The 23,133-nt window shown below is 57.2% G+C and carries 24 protein-coding genes and 1 tRNA gene; 8 read left to right on the plus strand and 17 right to left on the minus strand.

What is annotated here, in order from left to right; all coding sequences use genetic code 11:
• The first annotated feature begins 2 nt into the window (after window positions 1-2).
• Window positions 3-386 (plus strand): carboxymuconolactone decarboxylase family protein, encoded by a 384-nt coding sequence (locus ACR0FG_RS18675; protein ID WP_480894670.1) that lies wholly within the window; start codon window positions 3-5, stop codon window positions 384-386.
• Between the two features lie 4 nt (window positions 387-390).
• On the opposite strand, the gene ACR0FG_RS18680 is transcribed toward ACR0FG_RS18675, so the two are convergent.
• From ACR0FG_RS18680 to ACR0FG_RS18715, 8 genes are all read right to left on the minus strand, one after another.
• A complete protein-coding gene (locus ACR0FG_RS18680) occupies window positions 391-1,347 on the minus strand; it encodes a glycosyltransferase family 2 protein (protein WP_480894672.1) in 957 nt (318 codons plus the stop codon).
• A 134-nt stretch (window positions 1,348-1,481) separates the two neighbouring features.
• The gene (locus tag ACR0FG_RS18685; protein WP_170716348.1) at window positions 1,482-1,826 is read right to left on the minus strand and encodes a DUF427 domain-containing protein; all 345 of its coding nucleotides are present in this window, start codon (window positions 1,824-1,826) and stop codon (window positions 1,482-1,484) included.
• Between the two features lie 64 nt (window positions 1,827-1,890).
• Window positions 1,891-3,681, minus strand: a complete 1,791-nt coding sequence (locus ACR0FG_RS18690; RefSeq protein ID WP_480894674.1) for an aminopeptidase P family protein — start codon at window positions 3,679-3,681, stop codon at window positions 1,891-1,893.
• 72 nt (window positions 3,682-3,753) lie between these two features.
• Window positions 3,754-4,920: an alpha/beta hydrolase gene (locus ACR0FG_RS18695; RefSeq protein ID WP_480894675.1), complete on the minus strand. Its 1,167-nt coding sequence runs from the start codon at window positions 4,918-4,920 to the stop codon at window positions 3,754-3,756.
• Between the two features lie 285 nt (window positions 4,921-5,205).
• Window positions 5,206-7,083, minus strand: a complete 1,878-nt coding sequence (gene cobT / locus ACR0FG_RS18700) for a cobaltochelatase subunit CobT (protein WP_170716341.1) — start codon at window positions 7,081-7,083, stop codon at window positions 5,206-5,208.
• Between the two features lie 120 nt (window positions 7,084-7,203).
• Window positions 7,204-8,190: a cobaltochelatase subunit CobS gene (gene cobS, locus ACR0FG_RS18705; protein ID WP_480894677.1), complete on the minus strand. Its 987-nt coding sequence runs from the start codon at window positions 8,188-8,190 to the stop codon at window positions 7,204-7,206.
• Window positions 8,191-8,320: 130 nt separating this feature from the next.
• Window positions 8,321-8,647 carry a hypothetical protein gene (locus ACR0FG_RS18710; RefSeq protein ID WP_480894679.1) on the minus strand — a complete coding sequence of 109 codons (327 nt, stop codon included), beginning with the start codon at window positions 8,645-8,647 and terminating at the stop codon, window positions 8,321-8,323.
• A 210-nt stretch (window positions 8,648-8,857) separates the two neighbouring features.
• Window positions 8,858-9,481 carry a DnaJ domain-containing protein gene (locus ACR0FG_RS18715; protein WP_170716335.1) on the minus strand — a complete coding sequence of 208 codons (624 nt, stop codon included), beginning with the start codon at window positions 9,479-9,481 and terminating at the stop codon, window positions 8,858-8,860.
• 108 nt (window positions 9,482-9,589) lie between these two features.
• Here ACR0FG_RS18715 and ACR0FG_RS18720 point away from each other — a divergent pair, with 108 nt between their 5' ends.
• Window positions 9,590-9,844, plus strand: coding sequence for a BolA family protein (locus ACR0FG_RS18720; RefSeq protein ID WP_170716332.1), 255 nt, complete (start codon window positions 9,590-9,592; stop codon window positions 9,842-9,844).
• 10 nt (window positions 9,845-9,854) lie between these two features.
• Here ACR0FG_RS18720 and ACR0FG_RS18725 read toward each other — a convergent pair whose 3' ends face one another.
• From ACR0FG_RS18725 to ACR0FG_RS18735, 3 genes are all read right to left on the minus strand, one after another.
• On the minus strand, window positions 9,855-10,373 hold the full coding sequence (locus ACR0FG_RS18725) for an N-acetyltransferase family protein (protein ID WP_480894681.1): 519 nt from the start codon (window positions 10,371-10,373) through the stop codon (window positions 9,855-9,857).
• On the minus strand, window positions 10,370-10,924 hold the full coding sequence (locus ACR0FG_RS18730; protein ID WP_480894682.1) for a helix-turn-helix domain-containing protein: 555 nt from the start codon (window positions 10,922-10,924) through the stop codon (window positions 10,370-10,372). The genes ACR0FG_RS18725 and ACR0FG_RS18730 overlap by 4 nt, the downstream gene beginning before the upstream one ends.
• A gap of 116 nt (window positions 10,925-11,040) precedes the next feature.
• A complete protein-coding gene (locus ACR0FG_RS18735; RefSeq protein WP_480894684.1) occupies window positions 11,041-12,057 on the minus strand; it encodes a Fe(3+) ABC transporter substrate-binding protein in 1,017 nt (338 codons plus the stop codon).
• Between the two features lie 252 nt (window positions 12,058-12,309).
• On the opposite strand from ACR0FG_RS18735, the gene ACR0FG_RS18740 reads away from it, so the two are divergent.
• Entirely contained in the window at window positions 12,310-12,633 is a 324-nt protein-coding gene (locus tag ACR0FG_RS18740) for a SemiSWEET transporter (protein ID WP_170716323.1), read from the plus strand.
• A 68-nt stretch (window positions 12,634-12,701) separates the two neighbouring features.
• Here ACR0FG_RS18740 and ykgO read toward each other — a convergent pair whose 3' ends face one another.
• A complete protein-coding gene (gene ykgO / locus ACR0FG_RS18745; RefSeq protein WP_005648635.1) occupies window positions 12,702-12,827 on the minus strand; it encodes a type B 50S ribosomal protein L36 in 126 nt (41 codons plus the stop codon).
• A gap of 91 nt (window positions 12,828-12,918) precedes the next feature.
• A tRNA-Val gene (locus tag ACR0FG_RS18750) sits at window positions 12,919-12,993 on the minus strand.
• 147 nt (window positions 12,994-13,140) lie between these two features.
• Here ACR0FG_RS18750 and ACR0FG_RS18755 point away from each other — a divergent pair.
• Window positions 13,141-14,001: an N-formylglutamate amidohydrolase gene (locus ACR0FG_RS18755; protein WP_170716321.1), complete on the plus strand. Its 861-nt coding sequence runs from the start codon at window positions 13,141-13,143 to the stop codon at window positions 13,999-14,001.
• 4 nt (window positions 14,002-14,005) lie between these two features.
• Here the strand turns inward: ACR0FG_RS18755 and ACR0FG_RS18760 are convergent, their stop codons facing one another.
• Window positions 14,006-15,259: a DNA polymerase IV gene (locus tag ACR0FG_RS18760; protein WP_480894686.1), complete on the minus strand. Its 1,254-nt coding sequence runs from the start codon at window positions 15,257-15,259 to the stop codon at window positions 14,006-14,008.
• Between the two features lie 392 nt (window positions 15,260-15,651).
• Window positions 15,652-16,371 (minus strand): orotidine-5'-phosphate decarboxylase, encoded by a 720-nt coding sequence (pyrF, locus tag ACR0FG_RS18765; RefSeq protein ID WP_480894688.1) that lies wholly within the window; start codon window positions 16,369-16,371, stop codon window positions 15,652-15,654.
• Between the two features lie 118 nt (window positions 16,372-16,489).
• Here pyrF and ACR0FG_RS18770 point away from each other — a divergent pair, with 118 nt between their 5' ends.
• Both ACR0FG_RS18770 and clpB read left to right on the plus strand, forming a co-directional pair.
• Entirely contained in the window at window positions 16,490-16,795 is a 306-nt protein-coding gene (locus tag ACR0FG_RS18770; RefSeq protein WP_480894690.1) for a hypothetical protein, read from the plus strand.
• Window positions 16,796-16,922: 127 nt separating this feature from the next.
• On the plus strand, window positions 16,923-19,541 hold the full coding sequence (clpB, locus tag ACR0FG_RS18775; protein ID WP_480894692.1) for an ATP-dependent chaperone ClpB: 2,619 nt from the start codon (window positions 16,923-16,925) through the stop codon (window positions 19,539-19,541).
• Between the two features lie 46 nt (window positions 19,542-19,587).
• Here clpB and ACR0FG_RS18780 read toward each other — a convergent pair whose 3' ends face one another.
• On the minus strand, window positions 19,588-20,073 hold the full coding sequence (locus tag ACR0FG_RS18780) for a hypothetical protein (protein WP_480894694.1): 486 nt from the start codon (window positions 20,071-20,073) through the stop codon (window positions 19,588-19,590).
• Window positions 20,074-20,147: 74 nt separating this feature from the next.
• Window positions 20,148-21,062: a hypothetical protein gene (locus ACR0FG_RS18785; protein WP_480894696.1), complete on the minus strand. Its 915-nt coding sequence runs from the start codon at window positions 21,060-21,062 to the stop codon at window positions 20,148-20,150.
• A 311-nt stretch (window positions 21,063-21,373) separates the two neighbouring features.
• Between ACR0FG_RS18785 and msrP the strand changes: the two genes are divergently transcribed.
• Window positions 21,374-22,276 carry a protein-methionine-sulfoxide reductase catalytic subunit MsrP gene (gene msrP, locus ACR0FG_RS18790; protein ID WP_170716305.1) on the plus strand — a complete coding sequence of 301 codons (903 nt, stop codon included), beginning with the start codon at window positions 21,374-21,376 and terminating at the stop codon, window positions 22,274-22,276.
• Between the two features lie 4 nt (window positions 22,277-22,280).
• Window positions 22,281-22,895 (plus strand): protein-methionine-sulfoxide reductase heme-binding subunit MsrQ, encoded by a 615-nt coding sequence (gene msrQ, locus ACR0FG_RS18795; protein WP_170716303.1) that lies wholly within the window; start codon window positions 22,281-22,283, stop codon window positions 22,893-22,895.
• The last annotated feature ends 238 nt before the right edge of the window (window positions 22,896-23,133 follow it).

The raw sequence follows: 23,133 nt of genomic DNA on the forward strand, positions 1-23,133 counted from the left end.
TCATGAGCACATTTGACGAAGACCTGTTCCTGAAAGGTCTGGAGCAGCGCAAGGCGACGCTGGGCGCAGAATATGTCGAAAAGAACCTGGCCGCCGCCGACGATTTCACGCGCCCGTTTCAAGAGGCGATGACGGCCTGGTGTTGGGGTTTCGGCTGGGGAGATGACGTGATCGACGCCAAGACGCGGTCGATGATGAACCTGTCGATGATCGGTGCGCTGGGCAAGATGCACGAGTGGGAGATCCACTGCCGTGGCGCGATCAACAACGGTGTCACCACCGAGGAAATCCGCGCCATCATTCATGTCATCGGCATCTATTGCGGTGTACCGCAGGCGCTGGAATGCTTTCGCGTTGCGCGCAAAGTGATCGAGGAAGCGGGTTGATCTGTCAGGCTGTGTGCTGATCACCACTGCGCGTATCGGTTTCAGCGCGTTCTACCTTCACTTGTTGCAAGGCAGCCTTGTAGCGTTCGATGCAGTTTTGATGCGCTCTCGCAATGGCCTCAACGGCCAAAAGCTCGTCTACTTTTTCTTGCAAGCGGTCCGCGAATTTTAACATGCGCGGATCATAAACCTCATTTCGGTTGAAGATTTCCCAATACTTGTTCCGAAATCTGGATGAGCGGTTCTCGGCTCCGATGAATTTGGTTCCTTGGCCGCGTTGTTTCTTGAGTTCAAAGCTATCCTCAGTTTTCACGGCATAGTGAAAAATCGATGCCCATTCATGCGCGACCAGTTCTGGCGGTGCGTCGCCTAACCTGTGTCTTCTGCGCCCGCCAGCGCGATAGTACAGTTCGTGCATTCCTTCACCCGATGCATTGACGAACTTGCCGTCCTTTTCTTCATAAGCCCATTTGAAGAAAGGACGATGAAGACCGAACCCTCGGATTTTGTCTGATTTCTTGAACAGCGTTTTATAAAAGCGAAAAGTCTTGCTGCTCTGTGGATTGCCACGACAAAGGAACTTCTGAGTGACGAATTCTTCGGCCCATTCTTTGTGGCCACCATCGCCGAAGTTCAGCCAGTTTATCGCAACCCCAGCCGCCTGCGGCTCGACTTTCCTGATGAGTTCGATCAGATTGTTTTCGTCGTTTGAGCAGTACAGGAATTCGTCCGAATCCAGCCACATCAGCCAGTCAGCATGTTCGAATGATGGATGGTAAAAACCTGAATCTGCCGCTTCGTGCTGTGGAACCTGGCCAGAGACCAGATCCTGCAACGCATGCGAGATCACACCGCTTTCGTCCAGCGCATCCAGCAATTCCGTTGTCCCATCAGTCGAGTCATTGCTGTAGATGACAATATCCGTGAAGCCCGACAGTAAATGATAGACGACCCATTCCAACAGAAAGGGAACTTCGTTTGGGCAGATGAGAACAGCCCAACCCTCATGCGCCCCTCATTTGTGGTTTGTGGTTTTGCATTGCGTCAGGGTATATTTGCACGCCCATGACAAGGGCTTCCAAGCCTCTGGGGTTGTCAAAGCTGTTCGACTTTGACGGAATCTTTTGCATAAAACGCAAGATAGTTCTTGATCTCCGAGACGTCAGGTACCGGATCCTCGTAGCTCCAGACGGCGTTCTCGGTCACTGAGGATTTGTTAACGATCGAGAAATGGGTGGCGTCACCTTTGCCTGGGCAGTGCGTGACTTTGTCGGTCTGGTCCAGAAACGCCATTGCGACATCGCTACGCGGGAAATAGATCACAGGGTCTTTATCACCTTCCACCAATTCCAATGCGCTTGTGGTTTCACCCAGAATGGCACCGCCCGAGCGGACGCTCCATTTGCCGGGTGCTTTGCGGATGGTGATGTGATCTGTCATTGCTGCTCCTTCCCCAAGGTGTTTCAGGGCCTCTCCTTTGCCCGGTATATGTAACGCTCTGGTGTCAGAGCGGTGCGGTTGCGGCATCCAACCACAGTTGAGCGGCCTCGCCTAGTCTTGGGCGGATTTTTTCCGCAACATCGCGATGATAGGCGTTCAGCCAAGCGCGTTCCTCGGCCGACAGCATATCCACGACAATCAAGCGGCGGTCGATCGGTACCCAGGTCAGGGTGCGCCAGCACAGCATTGCGCGTTCATCGTCGCCGTCTGGTAAAGCCGGGGCGTCCTCGACCACCACAAGATTTTCCAGCCGAATGCCAAAGGCACCTTCGCGATAATATCCCGGTTCGTTGGACAGGATCATGCCGGGCTTCAGCGGGACATGACTGACCCGTGACAGGCGTTGCGGTCCCTCATGCACACTCAGATAGGTGCCAACCCCATGGCCGACGCCATGGTTGAAATCCTGCCCCGCCAGCCACAGTGGCATTCGTGCGATACATTCGATATCGCGTCCGGCCAGACCAACAGGCCAACGCAGCATCGACATAGCGATCATGCCTTTCAGCACGCGGGTGAAACAAGCGCGTTCTTCGTCCCCGACATTGCCAATCGCGATTGTCCGGGTGATATCGGTTGTCCCGTCCAGATATTGCCCGCCGCTGTCCAGAACCAGCAGATGACCGTCTAGCAGGCGACTGTCGGTTTCCTCGGTGACGCGGTAATGCATGATTGCACCGTTCGGACCGGTCCCGGCGATGGTGTCGAACGAGATATCCTGCAGGGCATTGTCGCGGCGGCGGTTTTCTTCCAACCGAGTGACAACCTGCGTTTCTGTCAGGGTGCCGGGCGCCTGCGTATCCAGCCAGCAGAGCAACTCGACCACGGCGGCGGCGTCACGCAGATGCGCCTGAACGGTTCCGTCTATCTCGGCCGCGTTCTTGCAGGCTTTGGGCAGGGCGCAGGGATCACCCCCGTCAACCATCCGGTCACCCAAGGCGTCGGCGACGATTTGTGGAACGGTCGATGGATCAACCTGCACAACGCCGTCCAGAGCATCGACCGCGTCCAGAAACCCCTGTGGTTCGTGCTGGCGCACATTCCCGGGCAGGGCTTCTGCAAGGTCTTTCAGCTTTTCTGAGGCCATGAATAGATCGACCTGCCCGGTTGCGTGCAGAATAGCAAATCCGTGCGCCACCGGATTGTATGCGATGTCTGACCCCCGGATGTTCAACAGCCACATGATCGAGTCTGGCAGCGTGATGATGGCCGCTGAGCATGAGGCTTGTTGCAGCGTCTTGGCCAACCTGTCGATCTTGCATTCGGCGCTTTCGCCCGCAAATTCGAGTGGGTGCGTCTTGACCGGGTTCATCGGCGCGGCAGGCTGATCCTGCCAGATACGATCGATCAGATTGTCACACTGAACCAGTTCGATACCGCTGCCGTTGAGCTCTTTCCGGGTGCTTGAGATTTGATCAGCTGCATGGAGCCATGGATCAAAGCCCACTCGACCACCATTCGGCAACTGGTCTTTCAACCAGGCGCTCAGGCTGATGTCGGGCCACGGAACCGGCGTAAAGTCCGCCGCCACCTGCTCTTTGACCTGCGTGCGATAGCGCCCGTCGATGAAAACGCCCGCCACATCCGTCAGAGCGACGCAAAAACCCGCAGAACCGGTAAAGCCGGTCAACCATGCCAGACGCTCGTCGCGCGGGGCAACGTATTCACCCTGATGGGCATCTGCGCGTGGGATCAGAAATCCATCCAGCGTCTCGCGCGCCAGTTCCTGTCGCAGCGCGGCAAGGCGCGGAGGTCCTTGTTCCGGGCGCGCGGTAACTTTGAATGACTGGAACATGGCGGCCTCACTTTGATCAGGATGCGCCGAAATCTGGGGGCTGTGGCGCAAAATGTCCAGCGCCGCGGGATGTTATTCTTTTGCCGTCAGAAAGTCCTCAATCGCCCGAATGTAAGTTGCATATGCGGCGTTTCCGGGCAGGGGAATCTGGTTTGCCGTTTCGAGTATCACCAGTGATGCATCGGGAATACCAGCTGCCAGTTTTCGACCCTCGGACAGCGGGTGAACCGTCGTGTTTCGGCCATGCAGAACCAGGGTGGGGCATTTGATCCGGGGCAAAAGATGCAGAGCCGTCATGCTGTTACCGATATCGCGGTATTGCAGTTTTTGCTCACGCGAATAGAGCATTTGCATTTCGGCGACCATGTCGCGAACATCCTCCAATGGTCCGTCCGGGAAATAGCTGAGGGTTGAACCGATCGCGTACCCGCCGCCCGGCGTTTGCCAGCCTTCAGCAATCAGGGTCCGGATCGAATCCGGCAGCTCGGCATCCGATCGGTGGTCGCGCCCTTCGGCCCAGCCACCGGCTATCACCAGTTTGTCGACCTTTTCGGGGTGTCGGGCTGCAAAATGCATGGCGGGAAAGGCACCGCCAAACTCGCCTATGATGGAAAAACGTTCAAAACCTGCGGCCTGAGTGACGGTTAGAATTTCGGTAATTCTCTGATCGAATGCGGCCTGATGATCTTGGTTCGAACTGATGTTGTGGTCTTTGTTATACCGCAACAGTCGAAAACGGTCCGACATATGTGAAAGCCGGGTATGTTCCGACGCCAGACGCCATTCCGCCTCGAGATCGTGGATGACCGAGCCGATACGGAGAACCGGCTGGCCTTTGCCAGTAAGCGTATAGGGTACAGCCCGTCCGTCAGGGCCATGCGCATACCGCAATTGCTGCGTATGGCCAGTTTCATCTATCGTTGATGGGTTGTCGCGATTCACCTCGGCCGCCAATTGCAACCCGCGCCGAACGATGGTGCGGATGATCCTTTGTGCCTTGCCGTCGTCCCCCACCGCCTTACGAGCGGCTGCAATCCGGGCGCTGATTGTCGAGTCCGAGACGAAACGGCCATTCCAGACCCGCTCAATAATCTCTTCCCGCGCAACCAGTCTGCCGGGATTTTCTACCAACAGCTCCAACAGGTCAAAGACTTGGGGCTCGACCGGCACATGCTCGCCGCCGCGCAACAATACGTGGCGGTCAACGTCCAGAACACATTCTGCAAACTCATAGCGCATGGGCCGAATACACTCCGTTTCGATCAAGGCCACAAGGTTCAATGGCTGTCCCAAGGGTTTCTCGGGCAATTCTCAGGATCATCTTCAAGCGCGCTGGCGGTGCGGTTGCCACATTGATGGCAACAGACAGGAGAACCCGATGATGCCGCCCTTTGACACTGCTTTGCTTCGCCACCCGGCAGATCGGCACAGGCCGACTGAACCAGATAGGCGACATCGACCCCAACCCCTGAAGCACATGCTCCAAGCTCTGACGGAGGTCCTTATGCGTTCCATGCAGAGGGTTTAACTCGCCCGCTTCATCCCCATCACCCGTGCCCGGGCCCGAGGATCGCTGTCGAACAGGGCGGCAAGCTGTTCCGTCATTGCTCCGGCCAGCTGTTCGACATCCGTAATCGTTACCGCACGGTCATAGTATCTGGTCACATCGTGGCCGATACCAATTGCCAACAGTTCAACTGCTTTGCGCTTTTCCACCATCTCGATCACGTCGCGCAGGTGTTTTTCGAGATAATTCGCCGGGTTCACGCTGAGCGTTGAATCATCGACCGGAGCGCCATCGGAAATCACCATCAGAATCTTGCGCGCCTCGCGCCGGGCGAGCATCCGGCGATGCGCCCATTCCAGCGCCTCACCGTCGATGTTTTCCTTCAGCAGCCCTTCTTTCATCATCAGGCCCAGATTGGGACGCGCCCTCCGCCAGGGTGCATCGGCGCCTTTGTAGATGATGTGGCGCAGGTCATTCAGACGCCCGGGTTGCTGTGGTCGGCCATCATTCAGCCACGCCTCACGCGCTTGTCCGCCTTTCCACGCCCGCGTGGTAAAGCCCAGAATCTCGACCTTCACATTGCAGCGCTCCAGCGTGCGCGCCAGAACGTCGGCGCAAATCGCGGCAATGCTGATCGGACGCCCGCGCATCGATCCTGAATTGTCCAGCAACAGCGTCACCACCGTGTCGCGAAACTCGGTGTCCTTCTCGACCTTGAAGCTAAGCGGCGTGGTGGGGTTGGCGACAACCCGTGCCAGACGACCGGCATCCAGAATGCCTTCCTCGCGGTCGAATTCCCAGCTCCGGTTCTGCTGTGCCTGCAACCTGCGTTGCAACTTGTTCGCCAGTCGGCTCACCGCGCCTTTCAGCGGTTCTAGCTGTTGATCCAGATAGGCCCGCAACCGCTCCAACTCAGCCGGTTCCGCCAGATCCTCGGCGGCAATCTCTTCGTCATAGGTATTCAGATAGACCTTATAATCTGGGTCCGCCTCGGACGCGGGCGGTGGGGCAGGTGGCTCCAGCGGAGCCTCCCCTTCGGGCATCTCTGCCTCATCGCCCATCTCGTCCTCGGCCATCTCGTCCATCGAGACCTGGGCCTGAGACTGATCTTGCTGTTCTTCCTGAGTCTGTTCTGGATTGGCGTCTGCGTCTTGTTCGTCCTGATCATCCTGTCCAGTGCTGTCGGGGTCGGGCTGCTCCTCGGCGTCTTCCTCGGCCTGATCTTCCTGCTCGTCGTCCAGCTCATCCGGGTCGTCCCCCAGCTGGTCGCCATAGCCCAGATCCTTGATCATTTGCCGCGCGAACTTGGCAAACTCAGCCTGATCCGCGAGTACGTCATCAAGGTTCTCTAGAACGCCACCGGCCTGTTCCTCGATAAACCCACGCCACAGGTTCATGACGTTTTCCGCCGCCGGGGGCATATCCCGACCCGTCGCCAGATGCCGGATCAGATAGCCGGCCGCCACCGCCAAAGGCGCATCCGCAGGCTGCTTGCATTGATCATAGCCACGCCGGATCGCCTCATGCCCGATCTTGACGTCGATATTCGATGCGGTACCGGGCATATCACGTGCGCCCATCGCCTCGCACCGGGCAACTTCCATGGCCTCATAAAGGTCTCGGGCCATATCGCCCGGAGGAGCATAGCGATTATGTGTCGCGTCGTCATGGTATTTGCGCTGCAGCGCCAACGCATCTGCCGTGCCGCGCGCCAGCAACACCTCTTCCCGCGTCATCCGCCGCGAAACCTGAGGCAGACGCATCGACTCACCCGTCATGCCCGACGGATCAACCGTATAGGTCACGTTCAACTCAGGGTCGTCGGCCATCACTTTGGTGGCCTCGGCCAAGGCCTTCTTGAACGGATCAGCAGGATTGTCGTTCTTCTGCACCATGTTCAAACGCCCTTTGTTGTACAGCAATCCGGTCAGTCAAAGCGAAACCGGATCCCCTTCATCTGGCCCAAAACACCTCTGCCGGAGGCATTGCGCCCGGAAAAGGCGCAGTTCAGCGCCTTAACCCAAGCTCGCAGACGCCGCGCTTTCGGGCAATTCCTCATCAAAACAGCGCTGATAGAACTCGGCGACGGTCTGACGCTCCAGCTCGTCGCACTTATTCAGGAAGGATAGACGGAACGCATAGCCCACATTACGGAAGATCTCAGCATTCTGAGCCCAGTTGATAACGGTCCGGGGGCTCATGACGGTCGAAAGATCACCGTTCATGAAAGCTGTCCGGGTCAGGTCGGCAACAGTGACCATCTGGCTGACGGTCTTGCGGCCCTCGGCAGTGTTGTAGAGCGGAGCCTTGGACAAAACGATCATCGTTTCCGCATCATGGCTGAGGTAGTTCAGCGTCGATACCAGCGACCAGCGGTCCATCTGAGCCTGGTTGATCTGTTGCGTGCCATGGTAGAGCCCGGTCGTGTCGCCTAGGCCAACAGTGTTTGCGGTCGCGAACAAGCGGAAATTCGGGTTCGGCGTGATGATCTCGTTCTGGTCCAGCAGGGTCAGCTTGCCGTCATGTTCCAAAACACGCTGGATCACGAACATCACGTCCGCGCGGCCTGCGTCATATTCGTCGAACACGATGGCAACAGGGTTGCGCAGGGCCCAGGGCAGAATGCCTTCGTGAAATTCGGTCACCTGCTTGCCGTCGCGCAGCTTGATCGCGTCCTTGCCGATCAGGTCGATCCGGCTGATATGGCTGTCCAGATTGACCCGCACCGCAGGCCAGTTCAGACGCGCGGCAACCTGTTCGATATGGGTCGACTTACCCGTACCGTGATAGCCCTGGATCATCACACGTCGGTTATGCGTAAAGCCCGCTAGAATCGCGAGCGTGGTTTCAGGGTCGAACTTGTAGGTCGGGTCGATCACGGGCACACGGTCGCTGCGCTCGGCAAAGCCCTTGACCGCCATATCGCTGTCAATGCCGAAAACTTCGCGGACAGAAATCTCTTCGGTGGGTTTCGCGTTGATGTCGATCGATCCGTCAGCCATGCGCCTTGTCCTTATCCTTTGGCCCGCTCACCGGGTTTGAACCTCGTGTGTGGTGCAACATATTGCGGCTAAGGGCAAGGGAAAGAGGTTCATCTAAATAGCTGGTGCGAGAATTCCCAATATTGCGCGATTAGCCATTGCCCGGCGCTTCAAACCTTAACCTGATCTTAAACGGTTGCGGCTGAACGGCGCGCAGCACCTGAAAGACGCGGATTTCCAAATGGCCAGGCAAATCGCCAATGAACATACGGTCACTGCGTGCGTCGTAATATCCTGGAACTGTGACCGCTACATTCCGGCCACTGGCCACTTCGATGCTCATATTCTGGCCTTGCGGGACAAAAACGTCGTAACAGACATAGCCTTCGGCTGGTGCGTCTCCGGGAATGTCGCCAATCACGAAATTGCTGTCCAGCGTCAGTGTCAGGCATTCACTCGCGACTGCGCCGACGGGCACAAGGTCCAAAAGCGCAGATAGAAAAACTACGCCAAGTCGTCGGCGGAATGTCCTGCACGAGTACAGCAGAGACGAGCACCTATCCTGAGTCAGAAATCTGAGCTTGAACATAACGGTTCAGCCTAACCAGACTGGCAGCAAAATTCAAATATGCGGCGCTCGTGCGGGAACTGCCAATGGTCCGCAGCATGCATCGCCTTTTGCCGAGCGCTACTTAAAACTCCGGCTGTCCTTGATCTGATCCCAGGCCCAGACGACTTCTTGCAGTTGCTCTTCCTGCGACCGGTCGCCGCCGTTCATGTCCGGGTGCAGCACCTTGATCAGCTTCTTGTAGGCCTTGCGAATCTCGGCCTTGGACCAGCTGTCCTGCGCTTCGAGGATTTCGATCGCACGGCGTTCAGTTGGGGGCAGGCGGCGGCCGCCGGAATTGGCGCGACCGGGGTTCTTGGTGGCGTTTTCGCCCAGCACCTGATGCGGGTCCTCGATGCCAAGGCGGGCCCAGGCACGTGCCTCGGGGTCGCCCATAGGTTTGGTTTCACGCTCCCAAACCTTGTCCTTGGATCGCTGCGCGTTCAGTTCGGCCTCGGTGGTGCCGTCAAAGAAATTCCATTTCTGGTTATATTCGCGCACGTGCTGCTGGCAGAACCAGAAGAAATCATCCAGCACGTCAGGGGCTTTGGGGGCACGGAATTTGCCCGCTTCTTCGCACCCTTCATGGTCACAGATTCGGGTCGAGGTCTCGGACGCGCCCGACATGCCCCGGCGCCCGCGCGGTTTCTTTTTCTTTGCGCTGGATACGGACATATCGAATCCAAACGGGTCTGATTTTACCATCGGCCTGCTCCTGCGAACGCGTCTTTTCGACTCGGAGGCAGCAGTTTAACGTAAGGGCCTGAGAGTAGAAGAGGGAAGCGGCAAAAAATTTGCCGCAGGGCAAAAAAAATGACCATGAGCAATGAAATCCGGACCCGTCTGCAGGCGGAATTTGACCCGCGTGAGTTGGAGGTAATCGACGACAGCGAAAGCCATCGCGGACATGCGGGGTTTCGCGAAGGCGGAGAGAGCCATTTCAACGTGCGGATCAGATCGGCAGCGTTTGAAGGCCAGTCGCGTATAGCGCGTCATCGGGCGGTTCATGCCGCACTTGGCGATGTGGTTCCGCGCATTCACGCGCTGGCGCTGGACATTGACGTTTAGGGAAACGGTATCAGCCGGTATCTTTGAACATATACGTCGTGGGCTCTAGCCGGCCGTTAAAAGGATTCCGGCAGTAATTCGGAATCTCTCCGGCGATTTCAAATCCCAGGCTCTGGTAAAGCAGGCGCGAGGGGTCCGAACTGCGCGTGTCGAGCACCAGAAGGGTTTTTCCCCGTTCAGACGCGCGGTTCAGCAGCGCGTGCATCAGTGCGCGGCCAAGGCCGCGGCGTCGGGCATCGCGGTGTACCAGCAGTTTTGCAACATCCGCCCGATGCGGTTGGTTGGGCATCTGCGCAGGGATCAATTGGACAGTTCCCAGAATGCGCCCGCCATCATAGGCCGCGAACAGATCCAGTGCCCCTGTGCGCAGTGCCGGGCGGACCTTGTCTTGCCAATAGCTGCGCGCGTGATCGGATGAATAGGGCAGCACAAAGCCGATGCTTGCCCCGGTGTGGACGCATCCGTGCAGGATGTCGGTCAGGTCATCCAGCGCATGTTCGAAAGTCTGATCGGTCAGGCGTGTGATCATATAAGCACCAGCATATATCTTGCGCCACGCGTTTTTGAGGTTTCGAAGCGCGTCGGGCCGGACAGGTGATAGCGCAGGCAATCCCCACCGCTCAGGGTATGGGCGGTGCCGTCCACTGTCAGCGTCAGCGACCCGTCCAGCATGATCAGGTGATGTTCCTGCCCCGCTTTGGGGGGCGTTTCGTATGAGATCACCGCGCTGGGCGGCAGATGTCCTTCCAGCACCTCTCCGCTTAGACCCGGTGCGGGGGGTGAAACCGACCTGCGCGTGAACCCGGTTTCAGGATCGCGCCATTCGGGCTGTCGCTCGAAAGGTACGCGCGGGGCAAAGCTGTCTTCGACCATCATCAGCAACCGGGATGTCGGAAGCCCAAATGCAGCACATAAACGCCCAAGGTTTTCCGCAGTCGGGCTGACCTCGCCCTTCTCCATGCGCGACAGCGTGGCCCGGCTGATGCCACTGTTGCCTGCAAGCTGATCCAGAGACCAACCGCGGGATTTGCGCAGCTCACTTAGCCGCGAAGCAAGGCGGGTTGAGAAGTCATCAAGCATAGATCATATATGAGAATCATTACCGATAATGGGAAATTATGCATAAAATAAGTGCCATACAACAAAAAAAGGCGCAGAAAACTCTGCGCCTTTTACATGGTCCGATGCAAGCGGGACTATTTCCAGCCAACCTCGTTAAAGATTTTCTGAGCTTCAGGAAGGTTCGAGGCAACCTCTGACAGATTCACATCGTCGGCCTTGAACTCACCCAGCTGTTTGACCGAATCCGCAAGTTCGACACCGGATACTGCCGGGAATTCGTCATTGCCTGCGGAAAAATATTCCTGCGCGCTGTCGCTTGCGAGATATTCCAGAAACAGGATGGCGTTTTCCTTGTTCGGCGCATTTGCGGCCACGCCCGCGCCTGACAGGTTCATATGTGCGCCATAGCTGTCCTGGTTTGGAAACACGAAACCTACCTTGTCACGCTCGTCCGACAGCCCCTTGACGTCTTTGCGGATCGCGCGGGCAAAGTAGTACGTGTTCGAGACGGCAATGTCGCACTCGCCCGAGACGATGCCGCGCAGCTGGTCGGTGTCGCCGCCCTGCGGTTCGCGCGCCATGTTTGCAACGATGCCTTCAGCCCAGGCTTTGGCAGCATCGCGCCCCTCGTGTGTGATGATCGCGGCCAGCAGAGTCTGGTTATAGGTGTTACTAGACGACCGGATGCAGACCATTCCCTTGTATTCGGGGTTGGCCAGATCGGTATAGGTGGCGGGCGGGTTGGCAACAGATTCCTTGTCGAAGAAAATGATGCGCCCGCGCTGTGAGAAGCCGAACCACTGGTTGTCATTGTCCTGAAGGTTGGACGGAATGCGGTCTTCCAGAACGTCGCTTTCGATCGGTTGCAGGATACCTGCGTTCTTGGCGCGGGCCAGACGCGATGTATCGACGGTCAGCAGAATATCAGCTGGCGAGTTCGCGCCTTCTGCCTCCATACGTGCGATCAACTCGTCCGCCTTGCCCTCGATGCGGTTGATGGTGATGCCTGTTGCCTTTTCGAAATCCCCATACAGATTTTCGTCGGTGTCGTAGTGGCGTGAAGAGTAAAGGTTCAGTTCACCTTCGGCGGCGGCCGATGTGGCGATCAGCGCCGAAAGGAAGGTGGCAATGCAGGTCGTGGACTTCAGCATGAATTTTTCCAGTGTTGTGTTAAGCCCAAAAGGCTATTCCTGATAATTTTACTCAATTAACGAAATCGAAGCGCAATGCAAGAGAAACCGGCCTGAAAAAATCATATTCTGCGTTCCGCGGGTAAACCGGCCTCGGTTTTGCAGGTTGCTCTTGCCTGATATTGGTTCGACGTGACAAAACGCATAAGTTAAAGACGCGCCCTGCGGCACCGGGTGTTGGTCGTGAACGTTTTGGGTTTTGGGGAATGCACGATGGCAGAAACGCTGGCCGAAAAACTTGAAAAGTCCAACCTTGGGCATTGGATGGCCCGTTTTGAAGGGTTCATGGTGTTTGTCGGCGTAGTGGGGCCCTTTGCCACGCTGCCGCAACTTGTGAAGCTGTATTTCACGCATTCTCATCACGCGAGTGGTCAGTCGCTGCTGTCTTGGTCGCTTTATGCGCTGCTTTCGCTGCTTTGGTTCACCTACGGGCTGGTTGTGGGAAAGCTACCGATTTATGTGGGCAACGGGATTTCGATGGTGCTCAATCTGTTGATGGTTGCCGGGATATTGATCCATGCGGGGATGACGTACTGACGCTTGGGCGGTGCCATAAAAAAACCGCGCCCGAAGGCGCGGTTTTTTAAGTCAGCTATTTGTCGTTCTCAGCCCTGGCGAGCTTTGAACTTGCGCTGCGTCTTGTTGATCACGTAGACGCGGCCTTTGCGACGCACAACGCGGCAATCACGGTGCCGGTTCTTGAGCGAGCGGAGCGAGTTCTTGACCTTCATGGGTCTGTCTCCTGTTTGCGGCGCCTTCATCAAGGACGTGGCCAGCGCCTGGGTTACTCGGGTGTTCCGGTAACCCGGAACAGTGAAATCATGGTGGGCGGTACAAGGATCGAACTTGTGACCCCTTCGATGTCAACGAAGTGCTCTACCGCTGAGCTAACCGCCCACTTACCTTTGCGTGCCCAGCCCCATAACGAAATGGGGCGCGGAACCCCGCGCCGGTAGCGGGCTCTATAAAAGGAGTCGTTAGGGGGATCAAGGGGTTTGGAAGAACTATTTTCCGGTCTATGTTGAACCCGAACAAGGAGCAAACATGCCGACCGCCGCCTATGATCTGGAAATGCCCGAAAACCGCACCTCGTGCGTGATTTTTGCGTCGCCGCATAGCGGTCGGGACTATCCGGATGCGTTTCTGAGGCGCACGGTTCTGAACCGCAATGTGATTCGCTCTTCTGAGGACGCATTTGTGGATCAACTGTTTCGCAGTGCGGCCCCAAATGGTGCGCCATTTCTGAAAGCCGCGATGCCGCGGGCCTATCTGGACCTGAACCGCAGTGCTGACGAACTTGACCCGGCGCTTATTCTGGGTGCACGCAGGCAGGGACACAATCCGCGTGTTGCCTCAGGCCTTGGCGTGATCCCCCGCGTGGTGGCCAACGGGCGCTCAATCTATCACGGCAAACTGACCATGGATGACGCGCGGCTGCGGATCGATACATATTGGCGTCCCTATCACATGCGCCTGAAGTCGCTGCTGGCCGAATCGCACGAGAAATTCGGGCAGGCGATTCTGATCGATTGTCATTCGATGCCGCATGAGGCAGTTGCGATGGCCAGCACTGCAAAATCCAGGCGCCCTGATGTTGTGCTGGGCGATCGGTTCGGGGCCTCAGCCTCGGGGGTGATCGTGGATCAGATTGAGGCCGCCTTTGCCTCGGCCGGTTTGAACGTGGCGCGAAACACCCCGTTTGCGGGCGCTTATGTCACCCAGACCTACGGTCGTCCGGGCCGGTATCAGCATGCGGTCCAGATCGAAATCGACCGCTCGCTGTATATGAATGAAGAACGGATCGAGCCGAACGAGAATTTCGAAGCTTTCCGCGCGCTTCTGGATCGAGTTGTTGCGGACATCGCCGAAATCGGCGCGCAACCTACTCGGTTGGCAGCCGAGTAACACCCTACCGCAACGCGCGGCCCTTTAAGATCGCGTCACGACCGAACCGCTTTCGGATTGCATCGGTTGCTTTTTCGGCCTGCGACCGGCGCGCGGCGTCGGGGTCCAGTAGGTCGCCCGAAATATCTGCCTGATCTTCGGAACACAAATCCGATAATCCACATCCCAGCAATCGATAGGGGCCTTGATCGCCAACCTGATCAAACAACCCACGCGCCGTGCGATAGATGCGGTCAGCGATCTGCGTTGGATCCCGCAGCGATACCCGGCGCGTAATGATTTTGTGGTTTGCCCGTTTCAGCTTTAGCGTCACAACCCGCCCGGCCAACCCTTTGGCCTTGGCACGATCAGCGACTTTTTCAGACATGCGCCAAATATGCCCGTCCAGAATATCTGTGCTGACGGTATCTTCGAAAAATGTCGTTTCGTTGCTGATGGATTTCATTGGCTCGTGCGCCGAGACGCGTCGTTTGTCCTGCCCGCGCGCCAGATGCCAGAGGCGATAACCCATCGACCCGAAACGCGCCGTCAGCGCCTCTTGATCCCAGCGCAACAGGTCGGAAAACGTGCGAATACCCGCACGATCCAGCGAATCCTGTGCTGCGGGACCAATCCCCCAGATCAGACGCACTGGTTTGTCGTGCAAAAACGCTGACGTTTCGGCCTGACCGATCACTGAAAATCCACGCGGTTTGTCGAGGTCTGAGGCCACCTTGGCCAAAAACTTGTTGTGACTTAGTCCGATCGACCCGGTCAGACCCAACTCATCCTTCATACGTTTGATCAGCCGTGCGAGCATTACCGCAGGCGGTGCGCCATGCAGGCGTTCGGTACCGGACATGTCCATGAACGCCTCGTCCAGAGACAGCGGTTCCACAACCGGCGTCAACTCGTCCATCATCGCGCGAATTGATCGTGATACGTCCGCGTAAACGGACATGCGGGGTTTGATCACCACTGCATCCGGGCATAGCGCCAGCGCTTTGAACATCGGCATCGCCGAGCGCACACCGCGAATACGCGCAACATAACATGCAGTCGAAACCACTCCGCGCTTGCCGCCGCCGATGATCACAGGTTTGTCGGCCAAATCTGGATTGTCGCGCTTTTCAACCGAGGCATAGAAGGCATCGCAATCCATATGTGCGATGGTCAAGCTGAACAATTCAGGATGGGATTTCACACGTGGGCTGCCACAGGATGGGCAGCGTCTTTCATCCGTCAAACTGGTCAGGCAATCACGACAAAGACCGGGCATCCACATCCTCCGCGTCACGCGGTCAATTTGGTCTTTTCTTATAACAGCCTTCCAAGGTGTTCAAAGACCTGACTTGAGATGGATTTGATCCGAAAAGAAGACCCCCCGCAAGAGGGCGGGGGGAGGTAACGGGCCTCAGGAAGACATGGCCCGTTGGGGAGTATTCCGGGCCCAGAATCGCGTAAAATCAGTAATTTCGATAGAAACAACCGTCGCTTCGCAAAACTCATTGTTTGCATGTGTGATTTCAGGCACAGGGACAAATTGGCGCGGGAAGGACAAAAATTGACGCAAGGTCAACTGCTTGCTGCGCGAAGCTGTGCCGTTTTAGGATCGCTTCGGGGATTTCTGACATCGGTGCCAAAGAAATTAACACCACAAGAATTCTGAGATCAGGCCCGATTGGGAGTCTTCGCCTGAGGCGAAGAAAGCTCCTCCAGAATCGCCTGTGCAGCGGCGCTGGGGTCTTTGGCCTGATAGATCGGACGGCCAACCACAACGTGATCCGCGCCATTGGCAATGGCGTTGGCGGGCGTCGCGACGCGTTTCTGGTCACCAAGCTCGGCCCCCGCGGGCCGGACGCCGGGCGTCACGATCAGACGGCCTTGCGCCTGCGGCAAGGCGCGGATCAATGCGGCCTCTTGCGGACTGGCAATAACGCCGTCCGCACCCGCCTCGAGCGCGCGCGCGGCGCGTTCAACCACCAACTCTTGCACTTCACCTTCTTTCAGCAGGCTCGCATCCAGATCGTCGCGATTCAGTGAGGTCAGGATTGTGACGGCCAATATCTTCAAGTCCTTGCCCGACGCACCTTCTTTTGCAGCCCGAACCACGTGCGGGTCACCATGCACGGTCAGAAAATCCAGATCGAATTGCGCCAATCCGCGCACCGCATTTTCCACGGTGTTGCCGATGTCAAACAGTTTCATGTCCAGAAAGATACGCTTGCCATGATCTTGTTTCAGCTCATTGGCCAGCGCAAGTCCTCCGCCCGTCAGCATTCCCAACCCGATCTTATAGAACGAGACGGCCTCTCCCAGTCTCTCGGCCATGGCCAGCCCCTGTAGGGCGTTCGGAACGTCAAGGGCTACGATCAGGCGATCATCGGACATGTGGAAGGCTCCTGTTTTTTTGGCAAACGTCTGCGTCCTAACGGGTTCGGGGCGCGCTGTCTATGCATGACGCGTGTGCCTTGTGCTAATGTCGTGGCATTCTTTGAAAGGGACAGTAATGAGAAAGATATTTGCATGTTGCCTCGCCCTGACCGCCTGTCAGGAAACGCCCTCCGAGACAGCGGTTCCCCCGGTTATCGCCCCAAATGACGATCTGCGGTTTGTGGGCGGCTATCGATCTACCGATGACGATTGCCAACTGACCGGAGAAACGGCGTTTACCATCGATTTTCTGGATGATGCCGCTGATCTGGTTTCCTGCCCCACGGGCGGCGGTGCGGCGCAGTCATTGCTGGATATGTACGGCGCGCGAGAACTTGCAGAAACAGGCGGTTACACGGTCTACACAGTTCCCCGCAGATAGTCGTGGATTATGCTGCCGACCCTCTTGAATAGGGGGCAATATTACCCAAATTGAATGTGAGGCCCAATCTGACATGCGCTGCCAAGCGGGCATGTCTCACTAGGGCGCTTAAGAAAAGGAGAATGCTATGGACTTGAACAAGTTCACCGAGCGGGCACGGGGTTTCGTGCAGGCAGCGCAGACCATTGCGCTGCGCGAGGGGCACCAGAGGCTGGAGCCTACACATATACTTAAGGCATTGATGGATGACGATCAGGGGCTGGCAAGCAATCTGATCACACGCGCAGGTGGCGCGCCGAACCGTGTGGTCGAGGCGCTGGATGCCGCGATGGGGAAAATCCCCAAGGTCAGCGGCGATGCGGGCCAGATCTACATGGATGGCCAGACAGCCAAGGTTTTTGCCGAGGCCGAGAAAATTGCTACCAAGGCAGGTGACAGCTTTGTGCCGGTTGAACGGGTGCTGATGGCGCTGTGCATGGTGAAATCCAAAGCCAAAGACGCTTTGGAGGCCGGTGCCGTATCAGCCCAGAAACTGAACGAGGCGATCAACGATATCCGCAAGGGTCGCACCGCTGACACGGCTTCGGCGGAAGAGGGGTATGACGCCCTCAAGAAGTATGCGCGCGATCTGACCGAGGCTGCGGCTGAGGGCAAGATCGACCCGATCATCGGGCGGGATGAGGAAATCCGCCGCTCGATGCAGGTTCTGTCGCGCCGGACTAAAAATAACCCGGTTTTGATCGGGGAACCCGGCGTTGGTAAGACCGCGATTGCCGAGGGCATGGCCCTGCGCATCATCAACGGTGACGTGCCAGAATCGCTGAAAGACAAAAAGCTGCTGGCGCTGGATATGGGTGCTTTGATCGCGGGTGCGAAATACCGCGGTGAGTTTGAAGAACGCCTCAAGGCCGTTCTGACCGAGGTTACCGAGGCCGCCGGTGAGATCATCCTGTTTATCGACGAGATGCACACGCTGGTGGGTGCCGGTAAGTCCGATGGTGCGATGGATGCCGCCAACCTGATCAAGCCTGCGCTTGCTCGGGGTGAGTTGCATTGTATTGGCGCGACCACGCTGGATGAGTATCGCAAATACGTCGAAAAAGACGCAGCTCTTGCGCGCCGGTTCCAGCCTGTTGTCGTGGCCGAGCCAACGGTCGAGGACACGATCAGCATCCTGCGCGGCATCAAGGAAAAGTACGAGTTGCACCACGGCGTGCGGATTTCGGACTCGGCGTTGGTGTCGGCGGCGACGCTGTCGCACCGCTATATCACCGACCGGTTCCTGCCTGACAAAGCCATCGACCTAGTCGATGAGGCGGCGTCGCGTTTGCGGATGGAGGTGGATTCCAAGCCCGAAGAACTCGATCAGCTGGATCGCCAGATCCTGCAGATGCAGATCGAGGAAGAGGCGCTGAAGCTTGAGGATGACGCGGCATCGAAAGATCGTCTGGACACCTTGCAAAAGGATCTGGCCGATCTGCAGGAGCAATCCGCTGAGATGACCGCTCAATGGCAGGCCGAACGCGACAAACTCGCGGGTGCACGAGATCTGAAAGAACAGCTCGACAAAGCCCGCGCCGATTTGGAGATCGCCAAACGCGAAGGCAATCTGGCCAAGGCAGGTGAGCTGTCCTACGGCGTCATCCCCGAGCTTGAAAAAAAGCTGACCGAGGCCGAAAACGCCGAAAGCAACGCCATGATGGCCGAGGAAACGGTGCGCCCGGAACAGATCGCCAGCGTTGTTGAGCGTTGGACGGGTATCCCGACCTCGAAGATGCTGGAAGGCGAGCGCGAGAAGTTGCTGCGGATGGAAGACGACCTGCATTCCCGCGTGATCGGTCAGGATGCAGCGGTGACCGCTGTTGCCAACGCCGTGCGCCGTGCGCGTGCGGGCCTGAACGATGAGAACCGGCCTCTGGGCTCGTTCCTGTTCCTCGGCCCGACCGGCGTGGGTAAGACCGAACTGACCAAGGCCGTGGCGAATTTTCTGTTCGACGACGACAACGCGATGGTGCGTATCGACATGTCCGAGTTCATGGAGAAACACGCGGTCGCCCGTCTGATCGGTGCCCCTCCGGGCTATGTCGGTTATGACGAGGGCGGTGTGCTGACCGAAGCCGTGCGGCGCAGGCCCTATCAGGTTGTGCTGTTCGATGAAGTCGAAAAGGCGCACCCGGATGTGTTCAACGTGCTGTTGCAGGTTCTCGACGATGGCGTTCTGACCGATGGTCAGGGCCGTACCGTGGACTTCAAGCAGACGCTGATTATCCTGACGTCGAACCTTGGGTCGCAGGCGCTCAGCCAATTGCCCGAAGGCGCGGACAGCGCGCAGGCGCGGCGCGATGTGATGGATGCGGTCCGGGCGCATTTCCGGCCCGAATTCCTGAACCGTCTGGACGAGACCATCATCTTTGACCGTCTCAAGCGGGCCGATATGGATGGTATCGTCGATATCCAGATGGCGCGTCTGCAGAAGCGTCTAGCCGCCCGCAAGATCGAGCTGGCTTTGGATGATGGTGCCAAGGAGTGGCTGGCCAACGAAGGCTATGACCCGGTCTTTGGGGCCCGTCCGCTGAAGCGCGTGATCCAGCGTGCCTTGCAGAACCCGCTGGCCGAGGCCTTGCTGGCCGGAGAAATCAAGGACGGCGAAACTGTTCCTGTGACCGCCGGGGCTGATGGCTTGATCATCGGCGACAGGTTGGGCACATCAGACCGCCCACGGCCTGATGATGCGGTTGTGCACTGATCGCAATGTGAGAGAATGGGAAAGGCTCGCCCCGACGGCGGGCCTTTCAATTTGACCGCGGCAAGCCTTTGTTTAGAACATCGGCAATTAGCTGTACCTGCTTTTTGGCCTCATCCAGCGAAAACCGTGCGGTGAACCGCAGCTTGACGATGCAGTTGTCGACAACCCCCAACGCAAGCAATTCGGAAAACCCGTCCGAGGATATGGCCTCGGCCCGTAGCGGCAGTAATTGCGATGCATCGGATATTCGGTAGGCGTTGAACTCATCCAGTTCCGCGTCTCTGCGGTCGGCAAGGATTGCAATGTCCCGCGCGGATTGCTTGAAACTCTCCAGCGCGAGATCAGGTGAAATGATCTCATGTTGATTGTCATAGAAGAAGAGCGTCAGCTTGGATGAAGAATCCGCAAAGCTTCTTGAATAGCCGTATCCGGGGTGTTCTTCTTCGAACTCCGAGGACGCGACCTGGTTCAAACCGCTCAGCACCTGTGGCGCGGTTTTGTGCAGGTGTTGGCACGACATCAGATCAGCCATGGCAGGCGAAGCTATCAGCGCGCATGTAAATGTCAGCCCTCTGAGTATCACCGCTTGGTTCCTGTCAGTTGTGGTCAAACGCCGGTGGCTTGCCTGCTTTTGCGCAAAGCCCGCAAGTCGTCTGAAGACAGTTTGGGGCCCGACTTGGCAATGGGTGGCGCGGTCGGCTGCGGCCGGGGCCGGTTGGGCATGGGCGTTTGGTCCGGTCCATCCATCAATTTGAGATAGCCCAAAACGCCTCCGGCGCATTGCAGACTATATGCCCAGATCCCGATCAACGTATAGATGGCAAACAGGACAAGCGGCGACCAGAGGAACCGGATGGGCGCGCGACCGTATACCATGTTGCTGAGCGCTTGCATATCCGCCTGCAGGGCCATGGCATAGCCCGACATAAGGATCAGCGCGATCAATATGCCATGCAGTATGACCATTCCCACATAACTGAGGACGGTCAGCGCGAAGAGCGGACCAAAAGAAGCCCTGAAATGCCGGAATGGCGTATAGGTCAGGCCATCGGGGTCGTGCCCGATCGACGCGGATGTGATGGGCACAAGCAGGCTGGCCCTGATCGAGCATATGGACAGGAACACGGCCACAAGGGCTGCAAACCCCGGCAGCGCCAGCGATGGATCCAGATATTGGCCCATCAGATCGGTGGCTTCATTCAAAATCGAAATATCCGGCGACGTGACCAGCAGAGAAAGGGCGATCATAAGGCCCATGATCAGGGTCATGCTGACCCCCTCGACCGCGCCATAGACCATCGCAGGGACAACCAGTCCCCAGATTTTAATGCTGGGCCGGATCTCTTTGGCCTGAAGCCCCAACCGCGTCCCGATCAGGGTCGGAATGACAGTCGAGGACGCCATGATCAGAAATATCGCGATGAAGGATAGCGCCGGGATCAGAAGCCCGACCAGAAACCCCAGCAGAGTTCCGACAAGGGCATAGATCGTCAGGCCGATCAACATGACTGGCGTGACCATGGCGAGACGCCAGAATATGGAGAAAGACAAAGGAAAGGCTTGCGCAAATAGCAATGGACTGTCTCTGCTTGATCGTTCGACGTGACTAAGGGTGACAAAGTGCTCTATTTCGTCCCGTTGTTTCCAAAGATGTTGGCAAAAGCAGAGCGGTAATGTGTCAATTTGGGATCGAAATGCAGCAATCGCCGCAACAAGGGCTTTCCCACGGCTTTCGTTACAATCTCGTCTCTCAATCGTTACGCATGTTGCCTTTGCCCTGTGCTAAGAGCGGATTACCTCATGTCTGGGGTGGACTGATAACGGAGACCCAAATGGCGCATCGCTGGACCAACACTTTGACACATGCCGACGTCACCCCAAGGGCGGCGTTCCTGAACCGGCGCCAGTTGATGGCCGGGATGGCGGGTGTCGGGCTGATCGGGTTGGCAAAACCGGGCAGGGCGCAGGAACTGCCAGAGCCGAATACCTGGGAAGAGATTACCTCGTACAACAACTATTACGAGTTTGGTACTCGCAAGGATGATCCCGCAAAATACGCCGGCGCTCTGACAACCGAACCTTGGAGCATCAAGATAGACGGTCTGGTCGATCGCCCCGGAGAGTATGATTTCAAGGACGTGATGTCCGAAATGACGGTCGAAGAGCGCATCTATCGTTTTCGTTGTGTCGAGGCATGGTCGATGGTGATCCCCTGGAACGGGTTCGAACTGGCCGATCTGCTGAATATGGCCGGTGTACAAGAGGGGGCCAAATACGTCGCCTTCGAAACTGCGCTGATCCCGGATGAGATGCCAGGTGTACAATTCCCGATTCTGGAATGGCCCTATCGCGAAGGCCTGCGCCTGGATGAGGCGATGCATCCTCTGACTATCATGGCGACAGGCATCTATGATCGTCCGATACCAAACCAGAACGGCGCGCCCCTGCGGCTTGTGGTGCCGTGGAAATATGGTTTCAAATCGATCAAGTCCATCGTCCGCATCACCCTGACCGAGGACGAACCGCCGACCAGCTGGAACATGTCCAACCCGCGGGAATACGGGTTCTACAGCAATGTGAATCCAACCGTGGATCACCCTCGCTGGTCGCAGGCGTCCGAGCGGGTGATCGGCGGTGGCCTGTTTGCCAAGCGTGTACCGACCCTGATGTTCAATGGGTACGAAGACGAGGTCGCAGGCCTTTACGAAGGCATGGATCTGGCACAAAACTACTAACGTCATGCAGGTCGTGAACCGGATATTGCATCAAGTACCGGTCTGGGCGGTTTATCTGCTGGGGGTCCTTCCGGCCCCTTGGTTGTTTTACCTTGGCCTGACCGGAGGGCTGGGTGTTGAACCTATCGAGGCGCTTGAACACAGATATGGAGAGCTTGCCCTTCAACTATTGATCGTGAGCCTCGCGATCACCCCGTTGCGCAGGTATGCCCGGTTGAATCTGATGAAGTTCCGCCGCGCATTTGGCGTTCTGGTTTTTGTATACGTCAGCCTGCATCTGTTGGTTTGGTTGGTTCTCGACGTTCAGTCTCCCACCCAGATCTGGGCGGACATCCTGAAACGTCCCTATATCACGGTCGGGATGGCGGGCTTTTTGTTGCTTGTGCCACTGGCCGCAACTTCAAATAATTGGTCCGTGCGCAGGCTGGGTTCGCGCTGGCGCAAGTTACACCGGCTTGTCTATCTGGCAGCGGTGCTCGGTGGATTGCACTATGTCATGTTGGCGAAGGGGTTCCAGATTGAACCATTGGCCTATCTGATCACCATTCTGACGCTGCTGGCTCTGCGCCTTCCGATTCCGGGTCTGATTGGCCGATTTCAGCGGGTCGACTCTGTGTGAACCGCAGATGAGTCGGTGAGGAAGTCGGCAAACGGGGATCTTTTCTGGAAATCTCGCGCCGGGATCGGGTTTTTTGAGGCGTTAACCCGATCTAATGCGTTGTTAATAAATAATAATAAACTTCTTTAGGTCTTTTTTCGCCTTTCCCTTCATTTTCTGCTTGCGGGAATTGTTTGTATTACTTAGAACGCCCTTCACCGGCGCAGCTGCGGTTGTGATTGGGACGCTGGGAATGGCG

This window comes from Ruegeria sp. E1, assembly GCF_056534225.1.

Bases quoted from the DNA above. Each gene is read 5' to 3' on its own strand.
- ACR0FG_RS18675 (WP_480894670.1), top strand. From the start codon at position 3: ATGAGCACATTTGACGAAGACCTGTTCCTGAAAGGTCTGGAGCAGCGC.
- ACR0FG_RS18685 (WP_170716348.1), bottom strand. From the start codon at position 1,826: ATGACAGATCACATCACCATCCGCAAAGCACCCGGCAAATGGAGCGTC.
- ACR0FG_RS18690 (WP_480894674.1), bottom strand. From the start codon at position 3,681: ATGTTCCAGTCATTCAAAGTTACCGCGCGCCCGGAACAAGGACCTCCG.
- ACR0FG_RS18695 (WP_480894675.1), bottom strand. From the start codon at position 4,920: ATGCGCTATGAGTTTGCAGAATGTGTTCTGGACGTTGACCGCCACGTA.
- cobT (WP_170716341.1), bottom strand. From the start codon at position 7,083: ATGGTGCAGAAGAACGACAATCCTGCTGATCCGTTCAAGAAGGCCTTG.
- cobS (WP_480894677.1), bottom strand. From the start codon at position 8,190: ATGGCTGACGGATCGATCGACATCAACGCGAAACCCACCGAAGAGATT.
- ACR0FG_RS18715 (WP_170716335.1), bottom strand. From the start codon at position 9,481: ATGGTAAAATCAGACCCGTTTGGATTCGATATGTCCGTATCCAGCGCA.
- ACR0FG_RS18720 (WP_170716332.1), top strand. From the start codon at position 9,590: ATGACCATGAGCAATGAAATCCGGACCCGTCTGCAGGCGGAATTTGAC.
- ACR0FG_RS18725 (WP_480894681.1), bottom strand. From the start codon at position 10,373: ATGATCACACGCCTGACCGATCAGACTTTCGAACATGCGCTGGATGAC.
- ACR0FG_RS18730 (WP_480894682.1), bottom strand. From the start codon at position 10,924: ATGCTTGATGACTTCTCAACCCGCCTTGCTTCGCGGCTAAGTGAGCTG.
- ACR0FG_RS18735 (WP_480894684.1), bottom strand. From the start codon at position 12,057: ATGCTGAAGTCCACGACCTGCATTGCCACCTTCCTTTCGGCGCTGATC.
- ACR0FG_RS18740 (WP_170716323.1), top strand. From the start codon at position 12,310: ATGGCAGAAACGCTGGCCGAAAAACTTGAAAAGTCCAACCTTGGGCAT.
- ykgO (WP_005648635.1), bottom strand. From the start codon at position 12,827: ATGAAGGTCAAGAACTCGCTCCGCTCGCTCAAGAACCGGCACCGTGAT.
- ACR0FG_RS18755 (WP_170716321.1), top strand. From the start codon at position 13,141: ATGCCGACCGCCGCCTATGATCTGGAAATGCCCGAAAACCGCACCTCG.
- ACR0FG_RS18760 (WP_480894686.1), bottom strand. From the start codon at position 15,259: ATGCCCGGTCTTTGTCGTGATTGCCTGACCAGTTTGACGGATGAAAGA.
- pyrF (WP_480894688.1), bottom strand. From the start codon at position 16,371: ATGTCCGATGATCGCCTGATCGTAGCCCTTGACGTTCCGAACGCCCTA.
- ACR0FG_RS18770 (WP_480894690.1), top strand. From the start codon at position 16,490: ATGAGAAAGATATTTGCATGTTGCCTCGCCCTGACCGCCTGTCAGGAA.
- clpB (WP_480894692.1), top strand. From the start codon at position 16,923: ATGGACTTGAACAAGTTCACCGAGCGGGCACGGGGTTTCGTGCAGGCA.
- ACR0FG_RS18780 (WP_480894694.1), bottom strand. From the start codon at position 20,073: ATGGCTGATCTGATGTCGTGCCAACACCTGCACAAAACCGCGCCACAG.
- ACR0FG_RS18785 (WP_480894696.1), bottom strand. From the start codon at position 21,062: ATGGTCACGCCAGTCATGTTGATCGGCCTGACGATCTATGCCCTTGTC.
- msrP (WP_170716305.1), top strand. From the start codon at position 21,374: ATGGCGCATCGCTGGACCAACACTTTGACACATGCCGACGTCACCCCA.
- msrQ (WP_170716303.1), top strand. From the start codon at position 22,281: ATGCAGGTCGTGAACCGGATATTGCATCAAGTACCGGTCTGGGCGGTT.